Annotated in this window: 23 protein-coding genes and 1 tRNA gene; 4 read left to right on the top strand and 20 right to left on the bottom strand. The window is 71.5% G+C overall.

The window, feature by feature from the left end:
- The first annotated feature begins 11 nt into the window (after window positions 1-11).
- Window positions 12-446, top strand: a complete 435-nt coding sequence (locus NE236_RS27630; protein ID WP_252845078.1) for a ribosomal protein L7/L12 — start codon at window positions 12-14, stop codon at window positions 444-446.
- Here the strand turns inward: NE236_RS27630 and NE236_RS27625 are convergent.
- From NE236_RS27625 to NE236_RS27585, 10 genes are all read right to left on the bottom strand, one after another.
- A complete protein-coding gene (locus tag NE236_RS27625) occupies window positions 443-1,366 on the bottom strand; it encodes an anti-sigma factor RsbA family regulatory protein (RefSeq protein WP_252845077.1) in 924 nt (307 codons plus the stop codon). The genes NE236_RS27630 and NE236_RS27625 overlap by 4 nt on opposite strands.
- Window positions 1,363-2,238 (bottom strand): MEDS and STAS domain-containing protein, encoded by an 876-nt coding sequence (locus NE236_RS27620; protein ID WP_252845076.1) that lies wholly within the window; start codon window positions 2,236-2,238, stop codon window positions 1,363-1,365. The genes NE236_RS27625 and NE236_RS27620 overlap by 4 nt, the downstream gene beginning before the upstream one ends.
- A 134-nt stretch (window positions 2,239-2,372) precedes the next feature.
- Complete coding sequence (locus tag NE236_RS27615) at window positions 2,373-2,876, bottom strand: flavin reductase family protein (RefSeq protein ID WP_252845075.1); 504 nt, start codon at window positions 2,874-2,876, stop codon at window positions 2,373-2,375.
- A 33-nt stretch (window positions 2,877-2,909) separates the two neighbouring features.
- Window positions 2,910-3,437: an NADPH-dependent FMN reductase gene (locus NE236_RS27610; protein WP_252845074.1), complete on the bottom strand. Its 528-nt coding sequence runs from the start codon at window positions 3,435-3,437 to the stop codon at window positions 2,910-2,912.
- Window positions 3,434-4,540, bottom strand: coding sequence for an LLM class flavin-dependent oxidoreductase (locus NE236_RS27605; protein ID WP_252845123.1), 1,107 nt, complete (start codon window positions 4,538-4,540; stop codon window positions 3,434-3,436). The genes NE236_RS27610 and NE236_RS27605 overlap by 4 nt, the downstream gene beginning before the upstream one ends.
- The gene (locus NE236_RS27600; RefSeq protein WP_252845073.1) at window positions 4,534-5,532 is read right to left on the bottom strand and encodes an ABC transporter substrate-binding protein; all 999 of its coding nucleotides are present in this window, start codon (window positions 5,530-5,532) and stop codon (window positions 4,534-4,536) included. Before NE236_RS27600 ends, NE236_RS27605 begins: the two co-directional genes overlap by 7 nt.
- Complete coding sequence (locus NE236_RS27595) at window positions 5,529-6,311, bottom strand: ABC transporter ATP-binding protein (protein ID WP_289850933.1); 783 nt, start codon at window positions 6,309-6,311, stop codon at window positions 5,529-5,531. Before NE236_RS27595 ends, NE236_RS27600 begins: the two co-directional genes overlap by 4 nt.
- Entirely contained in the window at window positions 6,284-7,108 is an 825-nt protein-coding gene (locus NE236_RS27590) for an ABC transporter permease (protein WP_252845071.1), read from the bottom strand. The genes NE236_RS27595 and NE236_RS27590 overlap by 28 nt, the downstream gene beginning before the upstream one ends.
- Before the next feature lie 87 nt (window positions 7,109-7,195).
- Complete coding sequence (locus tag NE236_RS45245; RefSeq protein WP_372494447.1) at window positions 7,196-7,279, bottom strand: putative leader peptide; 84 nt, start codon at window positions 7,277-7,279, stop codon at window positions 7,196-7,198.
- 31 nt (window positions 7,280-7,310) lie between these two features.
- The gene (locus NE236_RS27585) at window positions 7,311-7,619 is read right to left on the bottom strand and encodes a LysR substrate-binding domain-containing protein (RefSeq protein WP_252845070.1); all 309 of its coding nucleotides are present in this window, start codon (window positions 7,617-7,619) and stop codon (window positions 7,311-7,313) included.
- Between the two features lie 377 nt (window positions 7,620-7,996).
- On the opposite strand from NE236_RS27585, the gene NE236_RS27580 reads away from it, so the two are divergent.
- Together NE236_RS27580 and NE236_RS27575 are read left to right on the top strand one after the other, a co-directional pair.
- A complete protein-coding gene (locus NE236_RS27580) occupies window positions 7,997-9,214 on the top strand; it encodes a S53 family peptidase (RefSeq protein ID WP_252845069.1) in 1,218 nt (405 codons plus the stop codon).
- Between the two features lie 195 nt (window positions 9,215-9,409).
- Window positions 9,410-10,237: an SAM-dependent methyltransferase gene (locus tag NE236_RS27575; RefSeq protein WP_252845068.1), complete on the top strand. Its 828-nt coding sequence runs from the start codon at window positions 9,410-9,412 to the stop codon at window positions 10,235-10,237.
- Between the two features lie 103 nt (window positions 10,238-10,340).
- Here the strand turns inward: NE236_RS27575 and NE236_RS27570 are convergent.
- Both NE236_RS27570 and bcp read right to left on the bottom strand, forming a co-directional pair.
- Window positions 10,341-10,414 (bottom strand) — tRNA-Leu (locus NE236_RS27570).
- A gap of 177 nt (window positions 10,415-10,591) precedes the next feature.
- A complete protein-coding gene (bcp, locus tag NE236_RS27565; RefSeq protein WP_289850932.1) occupies window positions 10,592-11,113 on the bottom strand; it encodes a thioredoxin-dependent thiol peroxidase in 522 nt (173 codons plus the stop codon).
- A 114-nt stretch (window positions 11,114-11,227) separates the two neighbouring features.
- On the opposite strand from bcp, the gene NE236_RS27560 reads away from it, so the two are divergent.
- Window positions 11,228-11,527, top strand: coding sequence for a DUF3618 domain-containing protein (locus NE236_RS27560; RefSeq protein ID WP_252845066.1), 300 nt, complete (start codon window positions 11,228-11,230; stop codon window positions 11,525-11,527).
- 60 nt (window positions 11,528-11,587) lie between these two features.
- On the opposite strand, the gene NE236_RS27555 is transcribed toward NE236_RS27560, so the two are convergent.
- The 8 genes from NE236_RS27555 to NE236_RS27520 all read right to left on the bottom strand — a co-directional run bounded on the left by NE236_RS27555 (window position 11,588) and on the right by NE236_RS27520 (window position 23,085).
- On the bottom strand, window positions 11,588-14,215 hold the full coding sequence (locus NE236_RS27555) for a sugar-binding protein (protein ID WP_252845065.1): 2,628 nt from the start codon (window positions 14,213-14,215) through the stop codon (window positions 11,588-11,590).
- 25 nt (window positions 14,216-14,240) lie between these two features.
- Window positions 14,241-15,041, bottom strand: coding sequence for a carbohydrate ABC transporter permease (locus NE236_RS27550; RefSeq protein ID WP_252845064.1), 801 nt, complete (start codon window positions 15,039-15,041; stop codon window positions 14,241-14,243).
- Window positions 15,038-15,997 carry a carbohydrate ABC transporter permease gene (locus NE236_RS44700; RefSeq protein ID WP_252845063.1) on the bottom strand — a complete coding sequence of 320 codons (960 nt, stop codon included), beginning with the start codon at window positions 15,995-15,997 and terminating at the stop codon, window positions 15,038-15,040. Before NE236_RS44700 ends, NE236_RS27550 begins: the two co-directional genes overlap by 4 nt.
- Window positions 15,994-17,337, bottom strand: a complete 1,344-nt coding sequence (locus NE236_RS27540; protein ID WP_252845062.1) for an ABC transporter substrate-binding protein — start codon at window positions 17,335-17,337, stop codon at window positions 15,994-15,996. Before NE236_RS27540 ends, NE236_RS44700 begins: the two co-directional genes overlap by 4 nt.
- A gap of 87 nt (window positions 17,338-17,424) precedes the next feature.
- Window positions 17,425-18,543 (bottom strand): carbohydrate kinase family protein, encoded by a 1,119-nt coding sequence (locus NE236_RS27535; protein ID WP_252845061.1) that lies wholly within the window; start codon window positions 18,541-18,543, stop codon window positions 17,425-17,427.
- A 105-nt stretch (window positions 18,544-18,648) separates the two neighbouring features.
- Complete coding sequence (locus NE236_RS27530) at window positions 18,649-19,833, bottom strand: amino acid deaminase/aldolase (RefSeq protein ID WP_252845060.1); 1,185 nt, start codon at window positions 19,831-19,833, stop codon at window positions 18,649-18,651.
- Between the two features lie 40 nt (window positions 19,834-19,873).
- On the bottom strand, window positions 19,874-20,818 hold the full coding sequence (locus tag NE236_RS27525) for a CE1 family esterase (RefSeq protein WP_252845059.1): 945 nt from the start codon (window positions 20,816-20,818) through the stop codon (window positions 19,874-19,876).
- 164 nt (window positions 20,819-20,982) lie between these two features.
- Window positions 20,983-23,085, bottom strand: a complete 2,103-nt coding sequence (locus NE236_RS27520; protein ID WP_252845058.1) for a hypothetical protein — start codon at window positions 23,083-23,085, stop codon at window positions 20,983-20,985.
- Window positions 23,086-23,181 lie beyond the last annotated feature (96 nt).

Below are 23,181 nucleotides of genomic sequence, written 5' to 3'. Positions count from 1 at the left end.
AGAATCCACACATGGGTGCCGTAATTCTGCTGATCGCCGCGGTCGGCGTGGTCTTGTTCGTCCTGCTCGTCACCGTGGTCGTCAACGTGGTCAGGAGATCGGGAGCGGCGGCACCCATGCCGCCGATGGCGGTGCCCGCCGCGCTGCAGACCCGGGTCCGGGTCCTGCTGGGGGAGGGCAAGCCGGTTACGGCGATCAAGGAGGTCCGGGAGGCCACCGGGCTCGGGCTCAAAGAGGCCAAGCAGATCGTTGACGCGCTGCGCAGCGGGCCTCTGCCGGAACCGGGCCCGTACGTGCCCGGCGGGCCCGGCGGGCCCGGTAGCGTCGCCGAGCGGGCGCGGCAGATCCGCGACACGGGGGACTTCGCCGGTGCGGTCGCGCTGGTGCGGGCGGAGACCGGGATGGCGCCGCTGGACGCGGAGCGGTTCGTCGCGACGCTGGGTTAACGGCAGGGGATGTGCAGGCGGACCGTCGTGCCGCCGGGGCCGGTGCGCAGCTGGACCAGCGCGCACAGCATGCGGACCCCCCACAGCCCGAACCCCGACAGCGATGAGGGGTCGGGCGGGACGAAACCGGGAAGCGGGTCCGGCAGCCAGCGACCCGCGTCGGTCACATCGACGATCAGATCGTCGTCCTCCCGCCACATCTGGCAGCTGATCGGACGGCGGCCGTGCCGGATGGCGTTGGTCGCCACCTCGGTCGCCGCCACGAGCAGGTCGTTCACCCGGGGCCGTGACATGCCGTGATGGCGGGCGTGGCCGCTGATGAATGAGCGCAACGCGCTCAGGTCGTCATCGTCGATCGGAAGGCGCACGGCGCCGGGCGGCGGGGCGGGCAGCGGATCACGGTCGACCCGCGCGTTGACGGTCGCCGGGTCGAGGTAGGCGCCGTTGCAGCGGGCGCAGGCGTACTCGACGAGCTGAGGATGGGTGCGCAGAGCCCCGTCGAGCAGCTCGGGGTCGGTGGTGCGCCGATCGTACAGGCACAGCACCGACGCGCTGACGTCGGCGAACGCCTGATTGATGATTGACTCGTACCTGGTCCACTCGGAGATCTGGGCGGGCGTCCCGGTCTCCCAGCCGGGCTCGGCGACGACCCTGATCCGGGCGGTGGCGTTCTCGGCGATGAACGAGCTGTAGTTGTTGATGGTGCGCGTCGGCTGGATGTACCAGGAGGCGGAGTCGGCGAATTCGACGGAGTCGGAGTCGGTGCCCAGCGCCTGACGCAGGCAGGAGAGGTTGGGCGCGGTGCCGACCGTGAGCACGGCCTCGCCCGCGCTGAGACCCTCCTGGAGGAACGGCACGACCGTGTCCAGGATGTCCTTCTCGTTGTCGTACATCAGGACCTGGTGGATCAGTCCGGTCATCGGGCCTCACCGTCGCCGATCTCCAGCCACGGCAGCAGCCGGCTGCTCACGAGCTCGACGATGTCCGCCAGATGGGCCGAGGGATTGTCGAGGACCACGCGTGCGCCGAGGTGCATGGCCGTGCCCGCCATCATGCTGAGCGCGCCGAGGTCGATGAACCGCAGTTCGGCGAGGTCGAGATGCACGTCGCCGCTCCGGTCGACGACCTTCCGCAGCGACTCGGCGAACACGGCGTGCCGCGCGCCGTCCAGCTCGCCGCTGAGCCGCAGACCGCGGGGGCGGAAGGTCGGGGTGATGCTCAGCACTCCGTCATCGAAGTAGGGATCGGCGCCCACGAGCACCTCGTGTCTCTCCTTCAGCGCGGTGAGTTCCTCCGGCGTGCATGAGCGCGCGTCGACCTGGCAGATCGCGATCGCCATGGTACTCGGGGAGATCGCCGCGTCGACCCGGGCCTCGCACTCCAGCACGCCGTCACGCCCTCTCTCCTGCTGGAACGCCCACGTCATGTCGACGGTGACCCGGACGCCGCGGAAGCGCTCCGACTCCGCCCGCTCGAGGACCTCTCGCAGGGTCGCGGTCATCCGCGCCGGGTCGAACACTCCACGGGTCAGGCAGGTCTCCGCCTGGGGCAGGATGGCCAACTGCCCGCTGCGCAGGTAGGCCTCTGGGTCGAGCCGGTAACGCGATCGCAGGTCGGGCAGGTCGCGCGGGCCGGTGTCGGTGATGTAGATGACCTTGTCGGATCCGGCCAGCCCGCCGTGGAGGAAGGCGCCGATGACGTGGTCCTGCTCCTCCCGGTCGGCATAGGAGAACCATGCATGGTCTCCGGGCAGCAACTCTCCGACGGATCTTTGGGCGAACCAGGGCTCCATGTGCCTCCTCCCGCGTCACGTCGGCAGGTGGCCTCTACCATACGGCGAACGACGCAGCGTGACGACGTTTTCACGGAACCGGCCATGGCCGAAACTTTCCGTGAAACCCGCTGTCACGCTCGCGTCGTCACCGATCACCCGGAGTGCGGGTTGAACCGGCCGTACCGGCCGCGATGGTAGAGAAGAGGAACGGCCGGTGAGCCGAGGCCGGTGTCGACGACCAGACCGACGACCAGCCAGTGGTCTCCCATCGCGATCGTGTCGTACGGCTCGCACAGCAGGTGCGCCGCCGTCCCGTCGAGGATCGGCACCTCACCCGGCCCCGGACGCCATGACGTGGGCGGCCCGAAGCGATCGATGCCCCGCACGCTGAACCGGGACGCGATCTCCGCCTGGTCGGTGGCGAGCACGTTCACCGCGAACGTCGCGGCCTTGCGAAGGTCGGGCCAGGTCGTCGACGTGCGTGCGACGCAGAACGACACGAGAGGGGGATCGAGGCTGACGGAGGTGAACGATGTGGCCGTGAGCCCCACGAGCCCCGGGCCGGTCACCACGACCACCCCGGCCGCGTGCCGGCCCAGCGCCTGACGGAAGCGCTCCCCGTCCACCACCGGTGTCTGTCTCACGCGTGTGCCCATCACCTGTCGCCTCCGTTTTCGCTGACGCCGGGGTCACCAGACGGCTTCGGGGAGCCGTACGGTGGCGGCCCATTCGGCCAGGACGTCGTCCAGGCGGTCGATGTCGGCCTCGACGATGGCGAGGCCGGGTGTGGGGACGCTCGCGCCGAGTTCGACGAGAAGCGGCCGCAGGTGGACCTCGACCGCGAGAGCGTGCCGGGGCGAACCCATCACCAGCAGGGGCAGCGCCGTCACGCCGGCCAACGACGGCACCCGGTCGAGGAACGCCTTGAGCAGGCCGGTGTAGGTGCCCTTGTACGTCGGGCTGGCCACCACGAGAAGGTCCGCGGACGCCACCCGCGACACCGCCTCGTCCAGAAGTGGGGACGGGTCCTGGCTGAAGAGCCGGTCCGCGAACTCGGTCAGGTCCACCGTCTCCGGTGTGGCGCCCGGCGCGATCGCCCGGGCGGCACGGGCGGCGATGGCGTGGGTGCGCGACGCCGGGCGCGGGTTGCCGACCAGCGCGACGACGCGCGTGCCGAGCCGCGTGGGAACCGTGCTGCGTTCCTGCGGCGCGCTCATGCGGCCCTCAGCAGGCCTCGCCGGGCGAGCTCGGGCAGGACACCCTCGCCGAACCAGTACGCCTCTTCCAGGTGCGGGTAGCCGGAGAGGATGAACTCGTCGATGCCGAGCGCGGCGTACTCCTCGATCCGCTCGGCGACCTGGGCGTGGCTGCCGACCAGCGCGGTGCCGGCCCCGCCGCGGATGAGACCGACGCCCGCCCACAGGTTCGGGTAGATCTCCAGGCCGTGGCTCGACCCTCCGTCGCGGAAGCTTTCGTGCAGGGCGCGCATCCGCTGCTGGCCGACCGACTCGCTGCGCGCGAGCCCCTTCTGGGCGGCGGCGATCTCGGCCGGGTCGAGGTCGTCGAGAAGCCGGTTCGCGGCCGCCCAGGCATCCTTGGCCGAGTCGCGGGTCACGACGTGCAGGCGGATGCCGAACCGGAGGGTCCGTTTCTGCTCGCCAGCGAGCTCCCGGACCCACTCGATCTTCCTGCGTACCTGCTCGGGCGGCTCTCCCCACGTGAGGTAGACGTCCGCGTGCCGTGCCGCGACGGGACCCGCGGCGCCGGACGACCCGCCGAAGTACAGCTCGGGCACCGGGTCAGGAGCCTCCCGTACGGTGGCGGCCTCGACGTCGTAGTAGGCGCCCGCGAAGTCGAACGGCGTGCCGCTCCACGCCCCCCGCAGGATGGACAGGAACTCGTCGGTGCGCGCGTAGCGTTCGTCGTGGCCGAGGTGGTCGCCGAAGCGCGCCTGCTCGGCCGTCTCCCCGCCGGTGACGATGTTGAGCAGCAGCCGCCCGCGGGACAGCCGCTGGTACGTCGCGGCCATCTGCGCGGCGAGTGTCGGAGACAGCAGGCCCGGGCGGAAGGCGACGAGGAACTTCAGCCGTTCGGTCTCGCGGGTCAGCGCCGCCGTGGTCAGCCACGCGTCCTCGCAGCCGGTGCCGGTCGGCGTCAGCACGCCCTCGAATCCGAGCTGCTCGGCGGTACGGGCGATCTGCGCGAGGTACTCGATGTCGGGCTCGCGCTGCACGCCGCGTATGCCGGCCCCGTGACCGCCCCCGACGAGGGTGCGGCCGTCGCCGCTGGTGGGCAGGAACCAGTGGAACGCGGTCACGATGATCCTCCAGGGACGGTGTCGTTGAAGCGGGGGTCGACGAAGTCGGTGAACTTCACCCGGCCGGGGAGCAGCTTCGCGTCGGCGAACGCGTCGGCGAGGGCCTGCTCGGCGCCGATGACGGTCGCGTCGAGTCGTACGGGCCTGGTGACGCGCCGCCCGACGGCGACCTCGGCCACCGGCAGGGCCAGCCCGATCTCCCGCGACCACGTCTGCGCCCACTCCTTCTGGTGGGTGGCGGTCCAGATGTACGCCCGGTTCACTCGGGCCAGGTAGTCACGCAGCGCCGCGACCTTGGCCTTGTCCTTCAGCGCCTTGGCCGAGGCGACGGTGAAGTTGTAGTTGCTGGTGAAGCCGTCGCCGCTCACGAGGGTGCGGGCACCGGTCTGCGCCTGGGCCTGCGCCTGGTACGGATCCCAGATCGACCAGGCGTCGACCTTGCCCGCGCTGAACGCCGAGAGGGCGTCGGCGGGCTGCAGGTACTGCGGCTGGATGTCGGCGAAGCCCAGGCCCGCCTTCTTCAGTACGCCCAGCAGCAGCGCGTGCGCGGAGCTGCCCTTGGCGAGCGCGATCCTCTTGCCCTTGAGATCCTGGATCGTACGGATCGGGGAGTTCTTCGGCACGAGGACCGCCTGGGCCCTGACGTCCTGGGCGCCCGCGCCGATCGCGGTGATCTTCGAGCCCGCCGCGGCGGCGAAGATCGGAGGCGTGTTCCCGACACCGCCGACGTCGATCGCGCCGGCGCCCGCCGCCTCGAGCAGCGGGGGCCCGGAGGTGAACTGCGACCAGGCGATCTTGTACTTCACGCCGGACAGCTCGTGGGCGGCCTGCAGCATCACCTGCACTCCGGCCTTCTGGTCCCCGACGTGCAGGGTCACCTTGCCCAGGTCGACCGAGCCGTCCTTGCGGATCGCGGTGTCCGCGCCGCTCCCCGAGCTCCCGCAGCCGGCCACGGCCACGACGGCGGCGGCGAGCACGGTGACGAGCCTCTTCATCGGTCCTCCTCGTTGACTCCGAGCTGTTCGAGGAGGTCGGTGCGCAGCCCGATCAGATCCCCGGCGGAACGCGGGCGCGGGGCGTCGACCCGCGTCTCGTACGCGATGCGGCCCTCGCCCAGGACGAGCACGCGGTCGGCGAGCCGCAGCGCCTCGTCGACGTCATGGGTGACGAGGAGCACGCTCAGGCCTCCGCGCCCGGCCGCGTCCTCCTCCTTCCGGCCGTGTCTCGTCCACAGGTCGAGCACGAGCCGGTGCATGGTGATCCGCGTGAGCGCGTCCAGCGCGCTGAACGGTTCGTCGAGCAGCAGCAGGTCGGGTTCGCGGACCAGGGCGCGCGCCAGCGAGGCGCGCTGTGCCTCCCCGCCGGAGAGCGTGAGCGGCCACGCCGTGGCGAGCCCGCCCAGCCCGACCTCCTCCAGGGCCTGCCGCGCCTCGGCCCTCGGCCGGTCCAGCCCCAGCGCCACATTGTCGATCACGCGTTTCCACGGCAGCAGCCGTGGCTCCTGGAAGGCGACCGCGACGGTCCCGTCGACGGTCAGATTGCCGGTCGCGTCCCGGTCGAGGCCGGCCAGCGCGCGCAGCAGCGTCGACTTGCCCGATCCGCTGCGTCCCAGCAGCGCGACGAACTCGCCGCGCTCGATGTCGATGTCGAGACCGTCGATCACGGTGCGGTCACCGAAGACGCGGGTGAGGCCACGGACGCTCGCGACACGGGCGGTCGCCGCCGCGCGGGTCTCCACGGATCCGGTCACGCGGGTTGGAAGGCTTGCCGCCATACCAGTGCCCTCCTCTCGATGAGCCGTACGAGGGCGTCGGTGAGCAGGCCGAGAACGCTGTAGACGACGAGCCCGACGACGATCACGTCGGTGCGCATGAACTCCCGGGCATCGTTGATCATCCAGCCGAGTCCGGCGTCCGCGTTGACCTGCTCGGCGACGATGAGCGCCAGCCAGGCGATGCCGAGGCTCTGCCGCAGCCCGACCAGCGCCTGGGGGAGCGCGGCGGGCAGGATGACGTGCCGGATGAGCGCGGTCCTGCCGAGCCTCAGCACCCGGCCGGCCTCGACGAGCCTGCCGTCGACGGCGCGGATTCCGGCGTAGGTGTTGAGGTAGAGCGGGAAGGCGACGCCGAGGGCGACAAGCGCGATCTTCGGCGTCTCGCCGATCCCGAACCACAGGATGAACAGCGGGATCAGGCCGTAGAACGGCAGGGCCCGCAGCATCTGCATCGGCGGGTCGATGGCGTTCTCGCCGAGCCGGCTGAGCCCGGCGGCGAGTGCGAGCGCCACGCCCGCCACCGCGCCGATGAGGAAGCCGACGGCGACGCGCTGCAGGGAGACGATGATCGCGTCCGGGAGGGTCCCGGCCTCGGTCAGGTCGACGGCCGTACGTGCGATCTTCACCGGTGCGGCGATGAGGTGTTCGGGGAGCAGACCGGACGAGCCGGCGGCCTGCCAGAGCAGGACGAGGACGATCGGACTGATGAGGCGCGGCAGTCCCGGGGCCCGCGGGACGCGTGCCCGCCGCCGGGCAGCCCGGTGCGCCTGCCCCAGATCCAGGGCGGGTGAGGACATGGGATGGGTGACCTTCGTGTGGTGAGCTGTCGATGTCGGAGCGCGGGGGGCGCTCATGGCAGCCGACGCGGTCGCCGGCGAGAGGACTCAGTGCTTCGGCGCACACAGCGCGCTGGCCTGCCGTCGCAGATCGACGTGCAGGCGCACCACGAGAAGCTGACCAGGACTCACGCTGCCATGGTCGGCGAGAATACGGACAAAGTCAACCGGATATGTAGGAAATACTCCGCCGGCGCAGCCCCGCCACCGCCTCGTCGAGGAAGCCGAGGAACGCCGTCAGCGCGGGGGGAGCCGTGACGCCGGCGGGGGTCGCGGCGTACACCCGGCGCACCGGGGAGTCATCGGGATGCAGCGGCACCACGACGATGTCCGGCCGCGCCGCCCCCGCCGCCAGCGACGGGATGAGCGTCACGCCCAGGCCCGCCGCCACCAGCCCCTGCTTGGCGATCCACTCGCCCACGACGTAGGTGATCCGCGGCCGGAACCCGGGGTGCGGCGTCGCGCTGATCAACGTGTCCTCAGGGCGGGAACTGCCCGCGATCCTGCGCCCCCTCCGCCAGTACGACCGTCGAGGTGTCCCGCCTGTTCGTTCCCGGCGCCCTGCTCGAGGTCGAGGTGACCGCGATCGTCTGACGCTCGTTCCAGCACGAGGCGCGGCCGGCTCGACGGGCACGGCCGCGCCTCGAGCTCAGGGCGACTTTGCCGGAGTTTTACCGTCACCTCCTTGACATTTCAGATAGATGTATTGACGCACACCGTTATTGTCATTGTTTTTTACAGATTTGGCAGGTATTGCCGAAAAAGCGACCAAACTAGGCCCTTTTGGTGTTGTCGAGACGCATGTGAGGATCTGGGCGTCGTTCCCCCCGCCGGCTCTGAGGAGAGCACATGCGACGACGCACAGCAGGGACCCTTGCGGGTGGGCTGATCCTCGCCCTGGTCCCCTTCCTGTCCAGCCCGGCCTCCGCCGCCCCGGCCGCCGCCACGAGCGCGACCGTCGCGGCGGCGCCCGTGGTCCAACACCCGTTCCACCACGCCTGCTCCACGCCGGGAGCGGGCCGGGCGAGCTGTAACGCGCTCGTCCGCGGTGACGTCGCCACCAGCGCCGCCGCCGTACGGCGCGCGGCCGCGGCCCCGTCCGGCCTGTCGCCGGCCAACCTGCAAAGCGCCTACAAGCTGTCGGCCAGTGGCGGCTCCGGCCAGACCGTCGCCATCGTCGACGCCTACAACGCCCCCACGGCAGAGGCCGACCTGGGCGTCTACCGGAGCCAGTACGGGCTCCCCGCGTGCACGACCGCCAACGGCTGCTTCAAGAAGGTCAACCAGACCGGCGGCACGTCATACCCGAGCACGGACGGCGGCTGGGCGCAGGAGATCTCCCTCGACCTCGACATGGTCTCCGCCGTCTGCCCCAACTGCAAGATCGTGCTCGTGGAGGCGACCTCCGCGTCGTTCGCCAACCTCGGCACCGCCGAGAACACCGCGGCCGGCCTCGCCAACGTCATCAGCAACAGCTACGGCGGCTCCGACGCGTCGGACTCCACCTACGGCACGTACTACAACCACCCCGGCAAGGCGATCACCGTCAGCTCGGGTGACAGCGGCTACGGCGTCGAGTACCCGGCCTCCTCGCACTACGTCACGGCCGTCGGCGGCACCTCCTTGAAGACCGCGAGCAACACCCGCGGCTGGACCGAGACCGCCTGGAGCGGCGCGGGCAGCGGCTGCTCGTCCTACAACACCGCACTGTCCGGCCAGTCCGGCGTCGGAACGGGCTGCTCCCGCCGCGCCGTCGCCGACGTCTCCGCGGTCGCCGACCCGAACACCGGCGTCGCCGTCTACGACAGCACCGCCTACCAGGGCCAGAGCGGCTGGATGGTCTTCGGCGGCACCAGCGTCGCGGCGCCCGTCATCGGCGGCGTGTACGGCGCGGCCGGCAACGCCGCGAGCATCGACAACAACTACCCCTACTCGCACTCCAGTTCGCTGTTCGACGTGACCTCGGGCAGCAACGGCAGCTGCTCCACCTCGCAGCTGTGCAAGGCCCGCACCGGCTGGGACGGCCCCACCGGCCTGGGCACCCCCAACGGAACCGGTGCCTTCTAGGCGAATGAGACGGCGGGCCCGGCGAGCACGACGCCGGGCCCGCCTTTCACGTCTCCGGCCGAGCGGATGGCAGGCGCGGAGGTCGCCGGCGGCGTACGGGATGTCCGCATGCGGCGCCACCACGGATACCGATCAGTACGATGATCTCTACGAGTCGACCAGAGTCGATCGGCGACCGATGAGGGGGTGGCGGCCGTGACGAACGGAACGGACCCGGCGGCGAGCGGGACGGACCGGGGCGAGGAACAGGCCCCACCGGGCATCGACGTCCGGACGCCGAGCCCGGCCCGGATCTACGACGTCTTCCTCGGCGGCAAGGACAACTACGCCGCCGACCGGGCGGCGGCCGAGATCGCGATGGAGGCCGGGCCCGACATCCCCCGCGCCGCCCGCGAGAACCGCGCGTTCCTCGGCCGGGCCGTGCGCCTCGCCGTCGAGAGCGGCATCCGGCAGTTCCTCGACCTCGGCACCGGGCTCCCCACCCAGGGCAACGTGCACGAGGCGGCCCAGTCGCTCGCCCCGGACGCCCGCGTCGTCTACGTCGACAACGACCCGATCGTGCTCGTCCACGCCCGGGCGCTGCTGCCGCCGTCCGAGACCACCATCGTGATCCAGGCCGACTTCCGCGAACCGGCCGCCATCCTCGAGCACCCGAAGACGCGGTCACTGATCGACTTCGACGAGCCGGTCGCCGTGCTGATGCTGGCGGTGCTGCACTTCGCCACCGACGACGAGATACGCGACGCGATCAAGGCGTTCCGCGAGGTCATGGCCCCCGGCAGCCTCCTGATCATGTCGCACAGCACGACCGAAGGGCACCCGGAGACGGGCGACAAGGCCGTGAGCGCGTGGAAGAACGCCACCGCCCGCCTGCGGAGCCGGACCCAGAAGGAGGTCGAGGCCCTCTTCGACGGCTTCGACCTGCTGGAGCCCGGTGTGGTGTGGGTGCCCCAGTGGCGGCCCGACCCCGGCACCGGAGACGGCACCCGCTGGATGTACGCCGGCGTCGCCCGCAAACCCTGAATGCCGTCCGCAGACCGCACGCCCTGAAGCCCCGCATGTGACGATGAAAAACCCTCCGAACCGTGGGTTCGGAGGGTTTCCGATGTCCTGAGACATCACATTGTGGGGCCGGTGGGACTCGAACCCACACTGTCACGGACCTAAACCGTGTGCCTCGGCCGGTTGGGCTACGGCCCCTTGCTCTTCTTGCCGTTCATTCTACCGGCATACGTTCGCAGGATTTCCGGCGAAAACCTGATCGGGCGTCAGGTTGCGCGCTGCCGGCTTTCCTTGTCCCACGCTTGACGGCAGAAATGGAAACTGTCGATTGGGGCGAAGATAGCGCCAGGGTCGGACAGTCTTGCGGCGGTCGGGTCAGAGGCCGAGTTCCTTGAGGATGCGTTCGACGTGGCCGGTGGCCTTCACGTTGTAGAAGGCCTTCTCGATCCTGCCGTCGGGGTCGACGACGAACGTCGACCGGATGACGCCGACCATGGTCTTGCCGTACAGCTTCTTCTCGCCGTAGGCGCCGTACGTCTGCAGGACCTTGGTCTCGGGGTCGGACAGCAGCGGAAAGGTCAGCTCGTCGCGGTCGCGGAACTTCGCGAGCTTGGTGGGCTCGTCGGGGGAGACGCCGAGCACGGCCACACTCGCCTCCTCCAGCGCGGGGAGGGCGTCGCGGAAGCCGACGGCCTCCTTGGTGCAGCCGGGCGTCATGGCCGCCGGGTAGAAGTAGACGATCACGCGTCGGCCGCGGTACGACGACAGCGACACCGGGTTGCCGTCGGCGTCGGGAAGCGTGAACTCCGGGGCCACGTCTCCGGGCTGCAGTCGTTGCTCCGTCACTGGATCACCTTTCCGATCGAGCTGAGTCCCACCGTACCCGTGTCGCAGCATACGGCGCGTGATCGGGGTACAAGTGGCCAGGAGGCGATGTACGGCGGTCGTACCTGACAGACTTGTCCGGGGGTCATGCCGCCGATTCGATCACGACCGCAGGAAGGAAACCTCATGGCCGACAGAGCCCGCGATCCAGCGGCGATTGAGCGGGACATCGAGCAGACGCGCGAGGAGCTGGCGCGCAGCATCGACGAGCTCGCCGACCGGCTGAGCCCCAAGAACGCCGCGCAGCGTGGCATGGCGAAGGTCAAGGAGGAGGCCGGGCGCGTCGCCGAGGACATCGGCGCGATCGCCCGCAAGGAGACCCGGGATCGGCCGCGCAGCCCGCTGACCGGGCCGGTCCTGCTCGGCGCCGGTGTCGTGGTGACGACCGTCGCGATCCGCCTGCTGCTGCGCCGACGCCGCCGCTGATCGTACGAACGAAGCGCCCACGTCCCTTGCCGGCGGGACCTGGGCGCTTCGTCGTTCTCGTCAGCGCAGGCGTACGGCGGTGCTCGCGGTGCCGCCCGCCTGGGCGTCGAAGGCCACGCTGAGCGTGCCGTCGGCGCCGGGGACCGTCAGGGTGCGGGTCCCCGCCTCGGTGAAGGCCACCTTCTTCTCACCGAGGATCTTTCCGTTCCAGACATAGGCGTACGCGGTGCCGGGGCCGGTGGCCCGGAGCCGGAAGGTGACGGCGCCGCCGTTCACCGTGGGCCGTCCGACGACGCGGGCGGTGTCGGATCGGGGTGCGGCCGGTCCGGCGGCGAGGGGGACGCCGATGGTGGCGGCCTGCAGGATCGACTGGGGCGAGTTGACGGACAGCGCCGCGGTCTTGGAGATCACCGGGGGCGGTGCGGTGGTGGGCCGGCCGGACGGCGGGGTGTAGCCGGGGAGGGTGGCCAGGCCCCAGCGGTACGGGTCGCCCTGGACGCCGCCCCAGGTGGACCAGCCGATGCGGGTCTGGCCGGTCTTGTCGGTGGTGTCGGAGTCGTAGACGAAGATGTCGAGGCCGAGCCGGGACGGGTCGACGGCGGCGGGCAGGTCGGCGAGCGGGATCTTCGTTTCGACGGTGTATCCGGTGTAGGGCTTGCTGACGGTCGAGGCGACCCGCATACCGGGGGCGGTCTGCGTGCCGGGGCCCTGGCGGTTGTCGGCATCGCGTTCGAAGCAGGGCGTCCCGCTCGTGGTGGTGGGCAGGATGCCGGTCTTGAAGGTGGTGGAGGTGTTCTCGGCGTCGCCGCGCGGGTCGAGGGAGATCTCGACGGAGTCGGTCCGCCAGTGCCGTTTGCAGTCGGCGGGGTCGAGGACGCTGCCCTGCTTGTCGTCGGTGACGTGGACGAGGACGTACAGGGCGTCGTCGTACCAGGCGACCTTGCCGGTGGCGGCGCAGTCGGCGGCGGACTCGCAGGCGGTGCCCTCCCAGAGCCGGGAGAGGTTCAGGGTGGGGCCGGGGTACTCGGCGGCGGACTCCGCGCCGTCGACCGTGGGCTCCTTGGCCGCGTGCGGGACGGTGGTGGCCGGAACCAGTTCGAGCGTGGCGGTCGCGACGTCGGGGGAGCCGGAGGACGTGGTCGTGATGGTGTAGTCGTAGTCGCCGCCGCTGCCGCCCTGGTTGGAGGTCGGCAGTGACGTGTCGGTGTCGCGCACGGTGAAGGTCACCGAGCCGGTCGCGCCGGCGGCGAGGGTGTACGGCTTGGACGCGGCGTCGGCGGCGAAGCCCTTCGGCAGGTTGAGGGCGACGGAGCCCTTCTGGGCCTCCTTCGTGGTGTCGGCGAGGTCGACGCGGACCTGGCGGGAGCCGCCGGAGGCGAGGGTGAGGACCCGCTTGACCCGGTCGGACAGTTGCGGGGCGCCGGTCTCGGCCGCCCAGGCGTCGAAGTCGGAGACGCGGGGCAGCGGCTGCTGGCGGCCGGTGACGGCGGGTTCGACCTCGACGGCGCGGCCGGTGGTGCCGGTGCCGTGTGCGCCGGCCAGCGTCGCGCCGAGCCGGACGCGGCCGGCCTTGCCCGCGGCGGTGACGGTGAACGTCGCGGCGCCGTGACGCAGGGCGCCCGATCCCGTGACGGTCCAGCCGGCGGGCACGGACAGCGCGACGCGGCCGGGCACCGAGGCGTGCGCGGTGACGGTGAACGGCTCGCCGGGGGCGACGCCGAAGCGGCTGGTGGTCAGGGAGAACTCGGTGCCGAGGGGAAGGCCGCCCTTGGCAGGGTAGGTCGCGCCTTCGAGCGCGGCGAGCGGATCGTGGTTCCCGCGGGTGAACGGCACCCGGCTGTCGACCAGCGTGAAGTAGTCACAGCCGATCTTGTTCGGGTCGCCGGGGGCGTCAGGGTTGTGTGCCCAGCCCTGGCTGGCGTAGAGGCGCCCGGCCTCGGCCTCGATCTGCGCCCAGGTCTTGCCGCTCGCGGAGGCGCGGCCGTCCCAGACGCCGTAGACGTCGGCGCTGGGGTCGGTGGGCGTGAACGTCGTCTCGCAGGAGGCGCCGGTGCCGCTCTTGACGAGGTGTTCCTGGTGGAGCAGGCGGGCGGCGCGCCAGGGCCTGAGGTGCTCCTTGGTGAGCTGTTCGGGGAAGGCCTTCGGGTCGGCCGCGAGGTAGTAGGCCTCGACGGCCAGGCGCCCGGCCTCCTGGTGGTTGCCGTGCTGGCCGGGGATGGGGGACGGCGTCATGGTCGTGATGACCTTGGGGCGCGTCTCGCGGACGAGCCGGACGACCTTGGCGAGCGTCGACTCGTGGTCCCAGACGTCGCGGGTGAGGCGGTCGCTGACGGTGTAGTAGAAGTCGACCTTGTCGAGGTAGTGGACGTCGGTGATGCCCGCCTTGGCGACGGCGGCGCGTTCCTCGCCTTCGCGGAGCAGGCCGAGCGCCGGGCCTTCCTCGGTGCCGACGGCGTTGCCGCCGCCCTCACCTCGGGTGATGGTCAGCACCCCGGTCTTCACGTGCGCCTTCTCGTGCCACTGCCCGTACGTGGAGAGGTTGAACGATTCGTCGTCCGGGTGCGCGCCGACGAACAGCACGTCGAGTCGGCCCGGCCGGGGCGGGTCGGCCGGTGCGGCGTGGGCGGGGGGCGCCAGGCCCATCAGGCCCGCGGCGAGTGTCAGGGAGAGGGCGAGCTTCGTGCGCATGGGCGTCAACTCCTTGTGGGTCACGCTATTCCTTGATCGCCCCCGAGAGCATTCCGGCGATGAAGTGCCGCTGGAGGAAGACGTAGACGAGCACGACGGGCGCCGCCACGATGAGCGCGGCGGCCATCAGCATCTGGTACTCGGTCTGGTGCTGGCCCTGGAAGATCGACAGGCCGAGCGGCGCGGTGCGCAGGTCCTCGTTGGAGTTCATGATCACCAGGGCGAGCAGGAACTCGTTCCACGTCCACATCGCGATCAGTACGACCATGGTGAGGATCGCCGGGCGGCCGACCGGCAGCAGCACCCGCCACAGCGTGGTCCAGCTGGAGGCGCCGTCCATGCGGGACGCCTCGATCAGGGAGCGTGGGGCCGACCGGAAGTAGGCGCGCATCCAGAACACCCCGAATGACACGGACTGCGCGATCTGCGGCAGCATGAGGCCGGGCAGCGTGTTGTCGAGGCCGACGGAGCGCAGGTCGAAGTACAGCGGCACCACGATGGCCTCGGTCGGCACCATCAGACCGGCGAGGAACACGTAGAACAGCGCTGTCGTGCCCGTGAACTCCATCGTTCCCAGGGCGTACCCCGCCAGGATCGACAGCACCGAGGCGGCGAGGACGACCACGGTGACGACGATGAGGCTGTTGGTCAGGTACCGCGCGAAGTGGCCCTTCCGCCAGGCTCCGGTGAACGCGTCGGTGGACGGGTGCGGCAGGCCGAACGCCTGGGAGGCGACCGCCAGCAGGGGGAACACGGCGATCACCGTGAAGACGATCAGCACCGCGTACGTCGTGGTGCGCTCGGCACGCGAGGTCGTGGGTGTCACGCGCGGCCCTCCACGAGGCGGCCGACGCCGGCGGTCACGGCGAACACGACGATCGCGATCGTGATGCCGATGGCGCAGGCGAGCCCCACCTCTCCGGTGTTGAACGTCCGGTTGTACACCTCGTACGCCGGGACCCGTGTCGCGTCGCCGGGGCCGCCGCCGGTGGTCAGGTAGATCAGGTCGAAGTTGCGGAGGGCGGCGATGATGGTCAGTGTCAGCGCCACGGACAGCTCCCGCCGGAGGCCGGGCAGGGTGACCGCGAAGAACTCCCGGACGGCCCCGGCGCCGTCCACGCGCGCCGCCTCGTACAGCTCGCGGGGGATCTTCTGCACGCCGGCCAGGAACAGCACCATGGCGAGCCCGATCTCCGCCCACGTGCCGATGAGCCCCACGGACGGCAGTGCCCAGGTGAAGTCGCCCAGCCAGCCGCGGGCGAGCCCGCCCAGGCCGACGAGGCGCAGCGTGCCGTTGATCGGGCCGTGCTCGGAGTAGATCCACTGCCAGGCCACCGCGACCGCGACCATGGCCACCACCTGCGGCAGGAACAGCACCGTACGGAAGAAGGTCAGGCCGCGTGGCCGGGACCGGGACATGACGGCGACCAGCAGGAACGCGATACAGCAGGGGAGGACGGCGTAGAAGAGCACGAGCACGGCGGCGTGTCGGAACGTGCCGCGCAGGTGAGGGTCGCTGATCGCCTGCGTGTAGTTGCCGAGCCCGGCCCACGTGCCGACGGTGAGCCCGTCCCAGTGGAACAGCGAGAGGTACGCGCCGTGCAGCAGCGGCCACAGCAGGAACGCCGCGTAGACCACCAGGGCCGGGAGGACGTAGAGGTAGCCGATCCTGCGGGGCTCGCCCGGCGGCCTGGCACCCGCCGGGCGTGCGGGAGCCGGGGCCGGGTCGGGTGCGCGGTCGCCGGCCGCGTGGTCGGGTGCTCTGGTGACCGGGGGCTTCACCGCTTGGCCAGGAAGGCCGCGTAGTCGCGCTGGGCGTCCTGCATGCCCTGCTGTGCCGTCTTCCTCCCCGCGATGATCTCCTGCAGGACGCCGCCGAGCGTGTCGAGGAAGGTCGTCGTGGAGTAGTCCAGGTAGGGGACGAGGATGTCCTTCTCGCTGGCGGTCTTCCAGGCGGAGTACAGGTCGCGGCCCACGGGCGTGGTCGGCTGCGCGCTCGCGGGGGTCACCGCGGCCAGCCCGCCGGTCTGGGTGACGACGTCCATCGCCTGCGGGGTGGTCATGAAGTTCAGGTACGCGGCGGCGACGTCCGGGTGCTTGGACTTGGAGGTGATCACGAGGGGCAGGCCCGGGCCGCCGAGAGTGGCGGCGGGCGCCCCTCCGGCCTGGGCGGGCGGCGGCAGGAGGTAGCGGACCTTGTCCCCCATCTTCTTCTGCAGGTCGGCGGCGAACCACGGGCCGCCGATCAGGAACACGCCCTCGCCCTTGGCGAACGGTCCGGGGGAGTCGTTGTACTTGCCGGCGTTGACGCCGGAGGGGAAGTAGCCGTTCTTGGCCCAGTCGGCGAGCTTCTGCGCGGCCTGCACGACCGATGGATCGGTCCAGGCGCCGCCGCGGCCGAAGACGAGGTTCCGCAGCGCGTCCTTGCCCGTCGTCTGGCCGAGCAGCACCCCGAACTCGTGGATGGCGGGGAACTTCTCCAGGTTGGCCAGGTAGATCGGGGTCTCGCCCTTGCCCTTGGCCGTCGCCAGGTCCTGCTCGAACTCCGCCCACGTCGTCGGCGGCTTGAGACCCAGCTTGGTGAGCTTGTCGGTGTTGTAGTAGATCCCGACGGCCTCGCCGGTCATCGCGACGCCGTACAGGCTGCCGGAGCCGATCGTCTTGCCGTCCGGGGTGACGCTGTTGAGCTGGTTCAGCCCGGCGGGGAAGCGCTTTCGGAAGCCGTACGCCTGCTCGTACGGGTCCAGGGGGACCAGCGCGCCGGCCTTCACGAGGGCGGCCATGATGCCGTACCCCTGGTTCGCCTCGACGACGTCGGGCGGGCTGCCGCCGGACAGCGCGAGGCGCAGCGTCTTCTCCAGGTCGGTGAAGGACCGCGACACCCGTTTGATCGTCACGTTCGGATACTTGGCGTGGAACGCCGCGTTGAGCTTCTCCATCTGCTCGTTCTGGCCCCCGAGGACCTCCTGGTCCCAGACGGTCAGCGTGACCGGGCCGGCCTTGGCGACGTCCGTGCTGACGGCGCTGGGCGCCGTCGACTTCGGCTTGTCACCGCCGGACCCGGGGGCGCAGGCGGACGCGGCGACCAGTGCCGCTGTCAGGACCACGAACGGTTTCCGCATGGCGGGGCTCCTTCGTCAACCGAACCGGCGATAGGCGGCGAGGCCTACTCTCAAGATCTTCTCGGTGGTGCGGCCGTTCGTTACGAATCACGCATGGCGTACGGTCGGCTCCGCGCGCGCCACCGTGTCGGCCGAGGAGTCGGGGATGTAGGGGACGACGAAGGCGTAGTCCCGCAGAATCTCGTCGGGCACCTCGCCGGACTCGCCGAACGCCGCGATCTCGCCCCAGCAGGGCGAGCCCAGCGACCCGCTGTGGTGCCGGACGGACAGCCCGGCGCAGAGATTGGCGAACCGCAGCCGCTCGTTCAGGGACCACCCGGCGAGGGTGCCGTAGACGAATCCGGCGGCGAACACGTCGCCGGCACCGGTGGGGTCCAGGGCCCTGACCGGCAGCGCGGTCACCTCGGCGCGCTCGCCCGTCGTCGTGTCGATCGCGATCGCGCCGTCGCCGCCGCGTTTGACCACGACGATGGGCACGCGCTCGACCAGGGCGTCGAGGGCCTGCTCGGGCGAGCTGGTCCGGGTGTACGCCATGGCCTCGACGGCGTTGGGCAGGAACACGTCGACCAGCTCGAGGCGGTCGAGGACGTCGACGGACCAGGTCTCGGTGGGGTCCCAGCCGACGTCGGCGACGACGGCGGCGCCGTTCTCGCGCATCGTCGCGGCCCATCCCGGCACGGGATGGGCGAGGTCGAGGAAGCAGGTCTTGGCTCTGGGCGGGGTGCCGACGAGCGCTTCGGGCAGCACCGGCATGGGCCGGTGATAGGTCACCATGCTGCGGTCGGCGTCGTAGGCCAGCGACACGGTGACCGGCGTGGGCCAGCCGGGCAGCCGCCGGGAATGGGCGAGCCCCACCCCCTCCTGCTCGGACAGGGTCCGCCACAGGTAGGCGCCGAACATGTCGTCGCCGAACGCCGCGGCCAGACCGACGTTGAGTCCCAGCCGGCTCATCGCGACCGCGATGTTGGCAATGCCGCCCGGCGCCGACCCCAGGCCGTCGGTGATCAACTCGGTCCCGGGCGGCGGCAGGCCCGGCAGGCCGGTGAAGATCATGTCCATGAACACCGTGCCGGCCAGGAAGACATCGAGACCACCGGCGTCGCCGTGCAGGAGCTCGGCGGCGGTCTCCCGCTCGACGCACGGATCTTCCAGTCGCGGCTCGGGCGGGCGACCCGGCGGCGCGATCATCGGTCTGACTTGGTCCACGGCGCCTCCCATCCGTGGGGATCTCAACACTGTCGTACGACATTACGCGCTCCTGGAGCGTTCCCAGGAGATGTTCGAGAAGTTCCAGCCGGGGGAGGCCTCGGCTCAGAGGAACGTCCTTCCCTCCCCACGGTAGGTCGGTACCGAGTCGATGACACGGTCGCCGTCGACCAGGTGAAGGGTGTCGAACCGCTCGCACAACTCACCGGCCTTCGCGTGCCGGAACCACACCCGGTCGCCGATCCGCAGCCCGTCGGCGGCGGCGCCGAGCAGCGGGGTCTGCACCTCGCCGGCGCCCTCTCGCGCGTCGAAGCGCAGCCCGGCGGGCAGGTACGGCTGCGGAAGCCGGTTCCGGTCGGCGACCCCCGAGGCGAGGTAGCCGCCACCGAGCGCGGTCACCACGCCCGGCCCGGGGCGCCGTACGACGGGTAGGGCGAACAGCGCCGCCGGGCTGCCGGAGAAGTTCGTGTAGTGGTCGAACAGCACGGACTGGTACAGGCCCGAGCCCGCCGCCACCTCGGTCACCGCCTTCTCGGCCGCAGTCTTCTCGACGCTGCCGGTCCCGCCGCCGTTGACGAACTCCAGGTCGGTGATCTCCCGTACCGCCTTGACGATCAGCGCCCGGCGGCGCGCCAACTCGACGCGCGACTGCGCCTGGATCAGGCGGAGAGCGCGGGAGAACATCGGTCGGCCCGGCGGGTCGTCCCCGACACCCGCGATCTGGGATTCGTACGCCATCAGGCCGACCAGCCGCAGGCCCGGGCGGTGGCCGACCTCCCGCGCGAGCTCCGCGGCCTGTTCGGGCGAGCGCACGGGGGATCGGAGCGCTCCAACGCGGATGCGGCCACCGGCCGCGCGCCACGCGGCGTCGATGTCGATGCAGACCCGGACGGGGCGGCCGCCGGTCGCCTTCTGGATGAGGTCGAGGTGCTCGACGCAGTCGACCATGACGGTGACGGTGGCCGCGGCGTGCTCGTCGTCGGCCAGCCGCGCGAGGGCGGTCCGATCGGCCGTCGGATAGGCGACGAGGATGTCGTCGCTGACCCGCTCGCCGGCCAGCCACAGCGCCTCCGGGAGCGTGAACGCCATGATGCCGGCGAATCCGTCCATGGCCAGCACCTGTTCGAGCAGTGCCCGGCAGCGCACCGACTTGCTGGCGACCCGGATCGGCTTGCCGTGCGCGCGCCGGGTCAGATCCGCCGCGTTGGAGCGGAACGCCGCGAGATCGACGATGGCGAATGGGGGTTCCAGGTGAGATGTGGCCATGTCGTACCGTTTGCGCAGCGTCATGCCCGCAGCGTGCCACAGACCGGTCGAATATGAAAAGAGTTCACGTCCGGGAATGAGCGGCGAAGAACGCCCAGAGCCGGCGGCTCGCGTCGGACGGCCACTGGTGCCCGCCACCGACGACCGTGCACAGGACGACCTCGACGCCGGCGTCACCGCGTCCCGTGGACCGGCAGCCGCGATCGACGCTCGTCCGGAGCGGGGACAGGCCGTCGGCCCGACGCCAGAAGTCCACCGCCTTGCTCACGGGGGGAAACGGCCGGCGATCGCCCAGATCACGATGCCCGCCGCCGTCGTACGGGACGTTGTGGTCCTCGGTGCCGTGCCAGACCATCACCGCGACCGGCCGGGCGGGATGGCAGGCCGTGGCCAGCGCGCCGGACACGACCCCGATCGCGGCGACCTTCCCCGCGACCTCGCAGGCGAACCGGTAGGCCATGCCCGCGCCGTTGGAGAACCCCGTGACGTAGACCCGCTTCGGATCGGCGAGCCCGATGCCGGTCAGGTGATCGATGAGCCTGGTGAGGAAGCCGACGTCGTCGATGTGGGCCGGCCGGGCGGGGGCGCAGCAGTCCCCGGCGTTCCACGTGAAGGCGAACCCGTCGGGATAGACGGCGAGGAACCCGTGGTCGTCGGCCACGCCGTCGAACCCGGTCTTCTTCTCGAAGCCGTTCATGTTGTCGGCCCCGCCGTGCAGGGCCAGCACGACGGGGAGGGGGTGTGCAGGGCGGCCCGAGCGGAAACGCTGCTCCGCCAGCGCCGCAGGGACGTGGATCAGGTACTCCCGGTGGCCGGGCGTGCCCACATCGATCTTCATCCGGTGGGTGCCCGCCGCCGTGGGAACGCCGCCGACCGACGCCGGCGCCTTGTGGCCCGCGGGCCTGTGAGAGGCCCCCGGCCGAGGCGAGCCGTGCCCACCGGAGCCCGGAGACTCGCACGCGCCGAGGAGGAGAAGGACGATGACCGCGAGCGCCGCAACCCGTCGCATGGCACCGATCCAACCCGCCCGCACCCCTCGAAACTACTCACTGGTAGTACGAATCTGTGCGCGCCATAGCACCGACGTGCGAGTCGATGGCCCAGCGCGTGTCACGCCGCCCGCTGAGGGGGTGGGGTCTTCTCCACAGGGCCTACCGCTATGGAGCGGTCGAATCAGTTTTCGACGGTGCGCAGGGCGAGGCCGGGGACCGGGCCGGTCGGGGCATCGGAGCCTTCCCGGACCTCGAGCGCGATCACGGCCGCGGTGAGGGCGAGCGGGACGGCCACGGCCAGGGCGAGGGCGGGCACCGCGAGCCCCGAGTCGTTCACCGCCCCGCCGACCAAGGCGGTCACGAACGCACCCGACAGGCCGGCCCGCAGCATCGGGGCGCGGTCGTAGGCGAGCTGCAGGCCGCCGGCCCCGGCACGGCCCGGCCGGTGCAGCACGAGCACGAGGAACAGGAAGGCCGCGACCACGATGGGCAGGAGCGTCGGGTTGCCGAACGTACGGATCATGGCGGTGAACTTGCGTTCCAGCCAGGGCAGGGCGTTGCCCTCGACGAGCTGGCCGAAGAAGCGGCCCATGTGCGTCTGCTCGGCGGGCGGCCGCAGATGGTCGATGAACGCCACCCCGAGTACGAGCGCCATGCCGGCCGCGCGGAGCACCTGCAGCCGGAGAAAGGACACGCGGCGGCCGCTCACCAGCAGCGCCGTCGTGGCCAGGCCGGGGACGAACGCGATCAGACCGCCGAAGTCGCTGCCCCAGGCGGTCCAACTGTCCAGGAGCGCGGCGGTCATCGTCATGGCGAGCACGGCGGCGACGGCCGCCCTGCGGCCCCGGCGGGGTTCGAGCCACTGGGCCACCCCGGAGGCGGCCAGCAGCGTGGAGGTGGCCAGCACCGCGAAGGCGATGTTGCCCATGCCGTAGTAGCGGCCGCCCACCAGCGGGGAGTACCCCATGAGGCTGTTGAGCTGTAGTCGGCTGCCCGTGAGGAGGTCCGCTCCCAGCACGGCGGCGGTCATGCCCGCGATGACGGTGCCGGGACCGAGCACCCGCCGCCGCCACGGCCCGGACACGGCGACCGCGACCACGAGCGCGTCGACGGCCGCGATGGCCGCCACGAGGGAGGGGAGCGGGTGGGCGGCGCGCCACCACGGCACCAGGTTGACCAGGTACGTCGAGGCGGGAACGGCGGCCGCGACCAGTGCGGTCAGGCGCGTGGCGGCGAGGATCCGCACGCGCCGCCGCCCGGCCCACCGAAGCTGGAGCGCGAGGGCCGCCGCGCCGTAGAGCAGCAGCTGTCCGATCACGAACGCCGCGAAGAAACGGGGGAGCAGGTCGCGGTGGGTCTGAGCCGCGACGTCCTGTGCCCTGAGGTCGTTCACCGCCGAGTCGAGGACGGCCGGGCGGTGGGCGTCCGGGAGCAGCGGGGTGCCGATCAGCCCGGCCGGGTAGGGGACGCCGAGCCAGGCCAGCATGGTCGCGGTGAGGTCCGGCAGGATCACCATGTCGGCCCGCCGGGTGGATTCCGAGCCGAGGTAGCGCCCGGCGGTCCCCGGCCCGGTCGCCAGCACGAGCCGGAGGTGCGGTGTCCGGTCGTGGTCGGAGATCCCGGCGACGAGCACGTCGGCGTCGGCCGGCAGGCGCGCCAGCACCGCCCCGACCGCGGCGTCCGCGCGGCGCGCCGAGGACGCGCGGTCCGGCCCGGCGACGGCGCCCGCGTCGACGACGGTGGCGGCGCAGCGCGCCCAGTCGCCCGCGGGCAGCGTGGCGATGTCCCGCGTGTACGTGTCGACGCGGCCGCCGAGGTCGCCGGCCGCCAGCGCCGCTCCGGGACCCACGGCGGTGGTGCAGCCGCCCGCCCGGTGCACGGAGTCCCCGAACAGCCCGACCGTGCCGAATCCGGCGTTGACACGGCGGATCGTGGCGATGTCGTTCACGACGGCGCCCGTTCCGGAGGGAGAGACGGTGATCGCCCGGCGGCAGTACGGGCCCGCCGCGGACCGGGCGCCGGCCGACACGGTCGTCCAGCCGTCACCCGGGCAGGTCAGCCGGCCCACGGCACGGACCGACAGCAGCCCGGCCGCGGCCCCCCGCGCGAGCCGCCAGAGGTGCGGCGTCGCGGTGGGGCTCACGTCGCTCCACTGGAGGCCCGGGACACCGATCAGCACGGCGTGCCGCGCGGGTGCCGCCGTCTCGGCGCGGGCCGGCGAGCCGCACGGCGCGAAGAGCGTCAGGGCGAGCGCCGCCATCACGACGACTGGGCCTCTCAGCACCTGATCATCTCCCTCGAGTGGTCCGGAAACCCGGTGCGGAGAATACGGCCGTCGGTCGGAGTGCGACCCGCCACGCGCGTTAAATTTCCTGGTCGG

This window comes from Actinoallomurus purpureus (assembly GCF_024055795.1).
Taxonomy (GTDB): Bacteria; Actinomycetota; Actinomycetes; order Streptosporangiales; family Streptosporangiaceae; genus Actinoallomurus; species Actinoallomurus purpureus.
The sequence above is the reverse complement of the archived record's forward strand: the minus strand, read 5'-3'. Positions and strand labels throughout refer to the sequence as shown.

Coding starts and splice junctions, on each gene's coding strand:
- NE236_RS27610 (WP_252845074.1), bottom strand. CDS start 3,437: ATGAGCGCGCCGCAGGAACGCAGCACGGTTCCCACGCGGCTCGGCACG.
- bcp (WP_289850932.1), bottom strand. CDS start 11,113: ATGCTGCGACACGGGTACGGTGGGACTCAGCTCGATCGGAAAGGTGAT.
- NE236_RS27590 (WP_252845071.1), bottom strand. CDS start 7,108: ATGTCCTCACCCGCCCTGGATCTGGGGCAGGCGCACCGGGCTGCCCGG.
- NE236_RS27615 (WP_252845075.1), bottom strand. CDS start 2,876: ATGGGCACACGCGTGAGACAGACACCGGTGGTGGACGGGGAGCGCTTC.
- NE236_RS27540 (WP_252845062.1), bottom strand. CDS start 17,337: ATGCGGAAACCGTTCGTGGTCCTGACAGCGGCACTGGTCGCCGCGTCC.
- NE236_RS27620 (WP_252845076.1), bottom strand. CDS start 2,238: ATGGAGCCCTGGTTCGCCCAAAGATCCGTCGGAGAGTTGCTGCCCGGA.
- NE236_RS27580 (WP_252845069.1), top strand. CDS start 7,997: ATGCGACGACGCACAGCAGGGACCCTTGCGGGTGGGCTGATCCTCGCC.
- NE236_RS27595 (WP_289850933.1), bottom strand. CDS start 6,311: ATGGCGGCAAGCCTTCCAACCCGCGTGACCGGATCCGTGGAGACCCGC.
- NE236_RS27530 (WP_252845060.1), bottom strand. CDS start 19,833: ATGACGCTGCGCAAACGGTACGACATGGCCACATCTCACCTGGAACCC.
- NE236_RS27600 (WP_252845073.1), bottom strand. CDS start 5,532: ATGAAGAGGCTCGTCACCGTGCTCGCCGCCGCCGTCGTGGCCGTGGCC.
- NE236_RS27555 (WP_252845065.1), bottom strand. CDS start 14,215: ATGCGCACGAAGCTCGCCCTCTCCCTGACACTCGCCGCGGGCCTGATG.
- NE236_RS27630 (WP_252845078.1), top strand. CDS start 12: ATGGGTGCCGTAATTCTGCTGATCGCCGCGGTCGGCGTGGTCTTGTTC.
- NE236_RS27525 (WP_252845059.1), bottom strand. CDS start 20,818: ATGCGACGGGTTGCGGCGCTCGCGGTCATCGTCCTTCTCCTCCTCGGC.
- NE236_RS27625 (WP_252845077.1), bottom strand. CDS start 1,366: ATGACCGGACTGATCCACCAGGTCCTGATGTACGACAACGAGAAGGAC.
- NE236_RS27560 (WP_252845066.1), top strand. CDS start 11,228: ATGGCCGACAGAGCCCGCGATCCAGCGGCGATTGAGCGGGACATCGAG.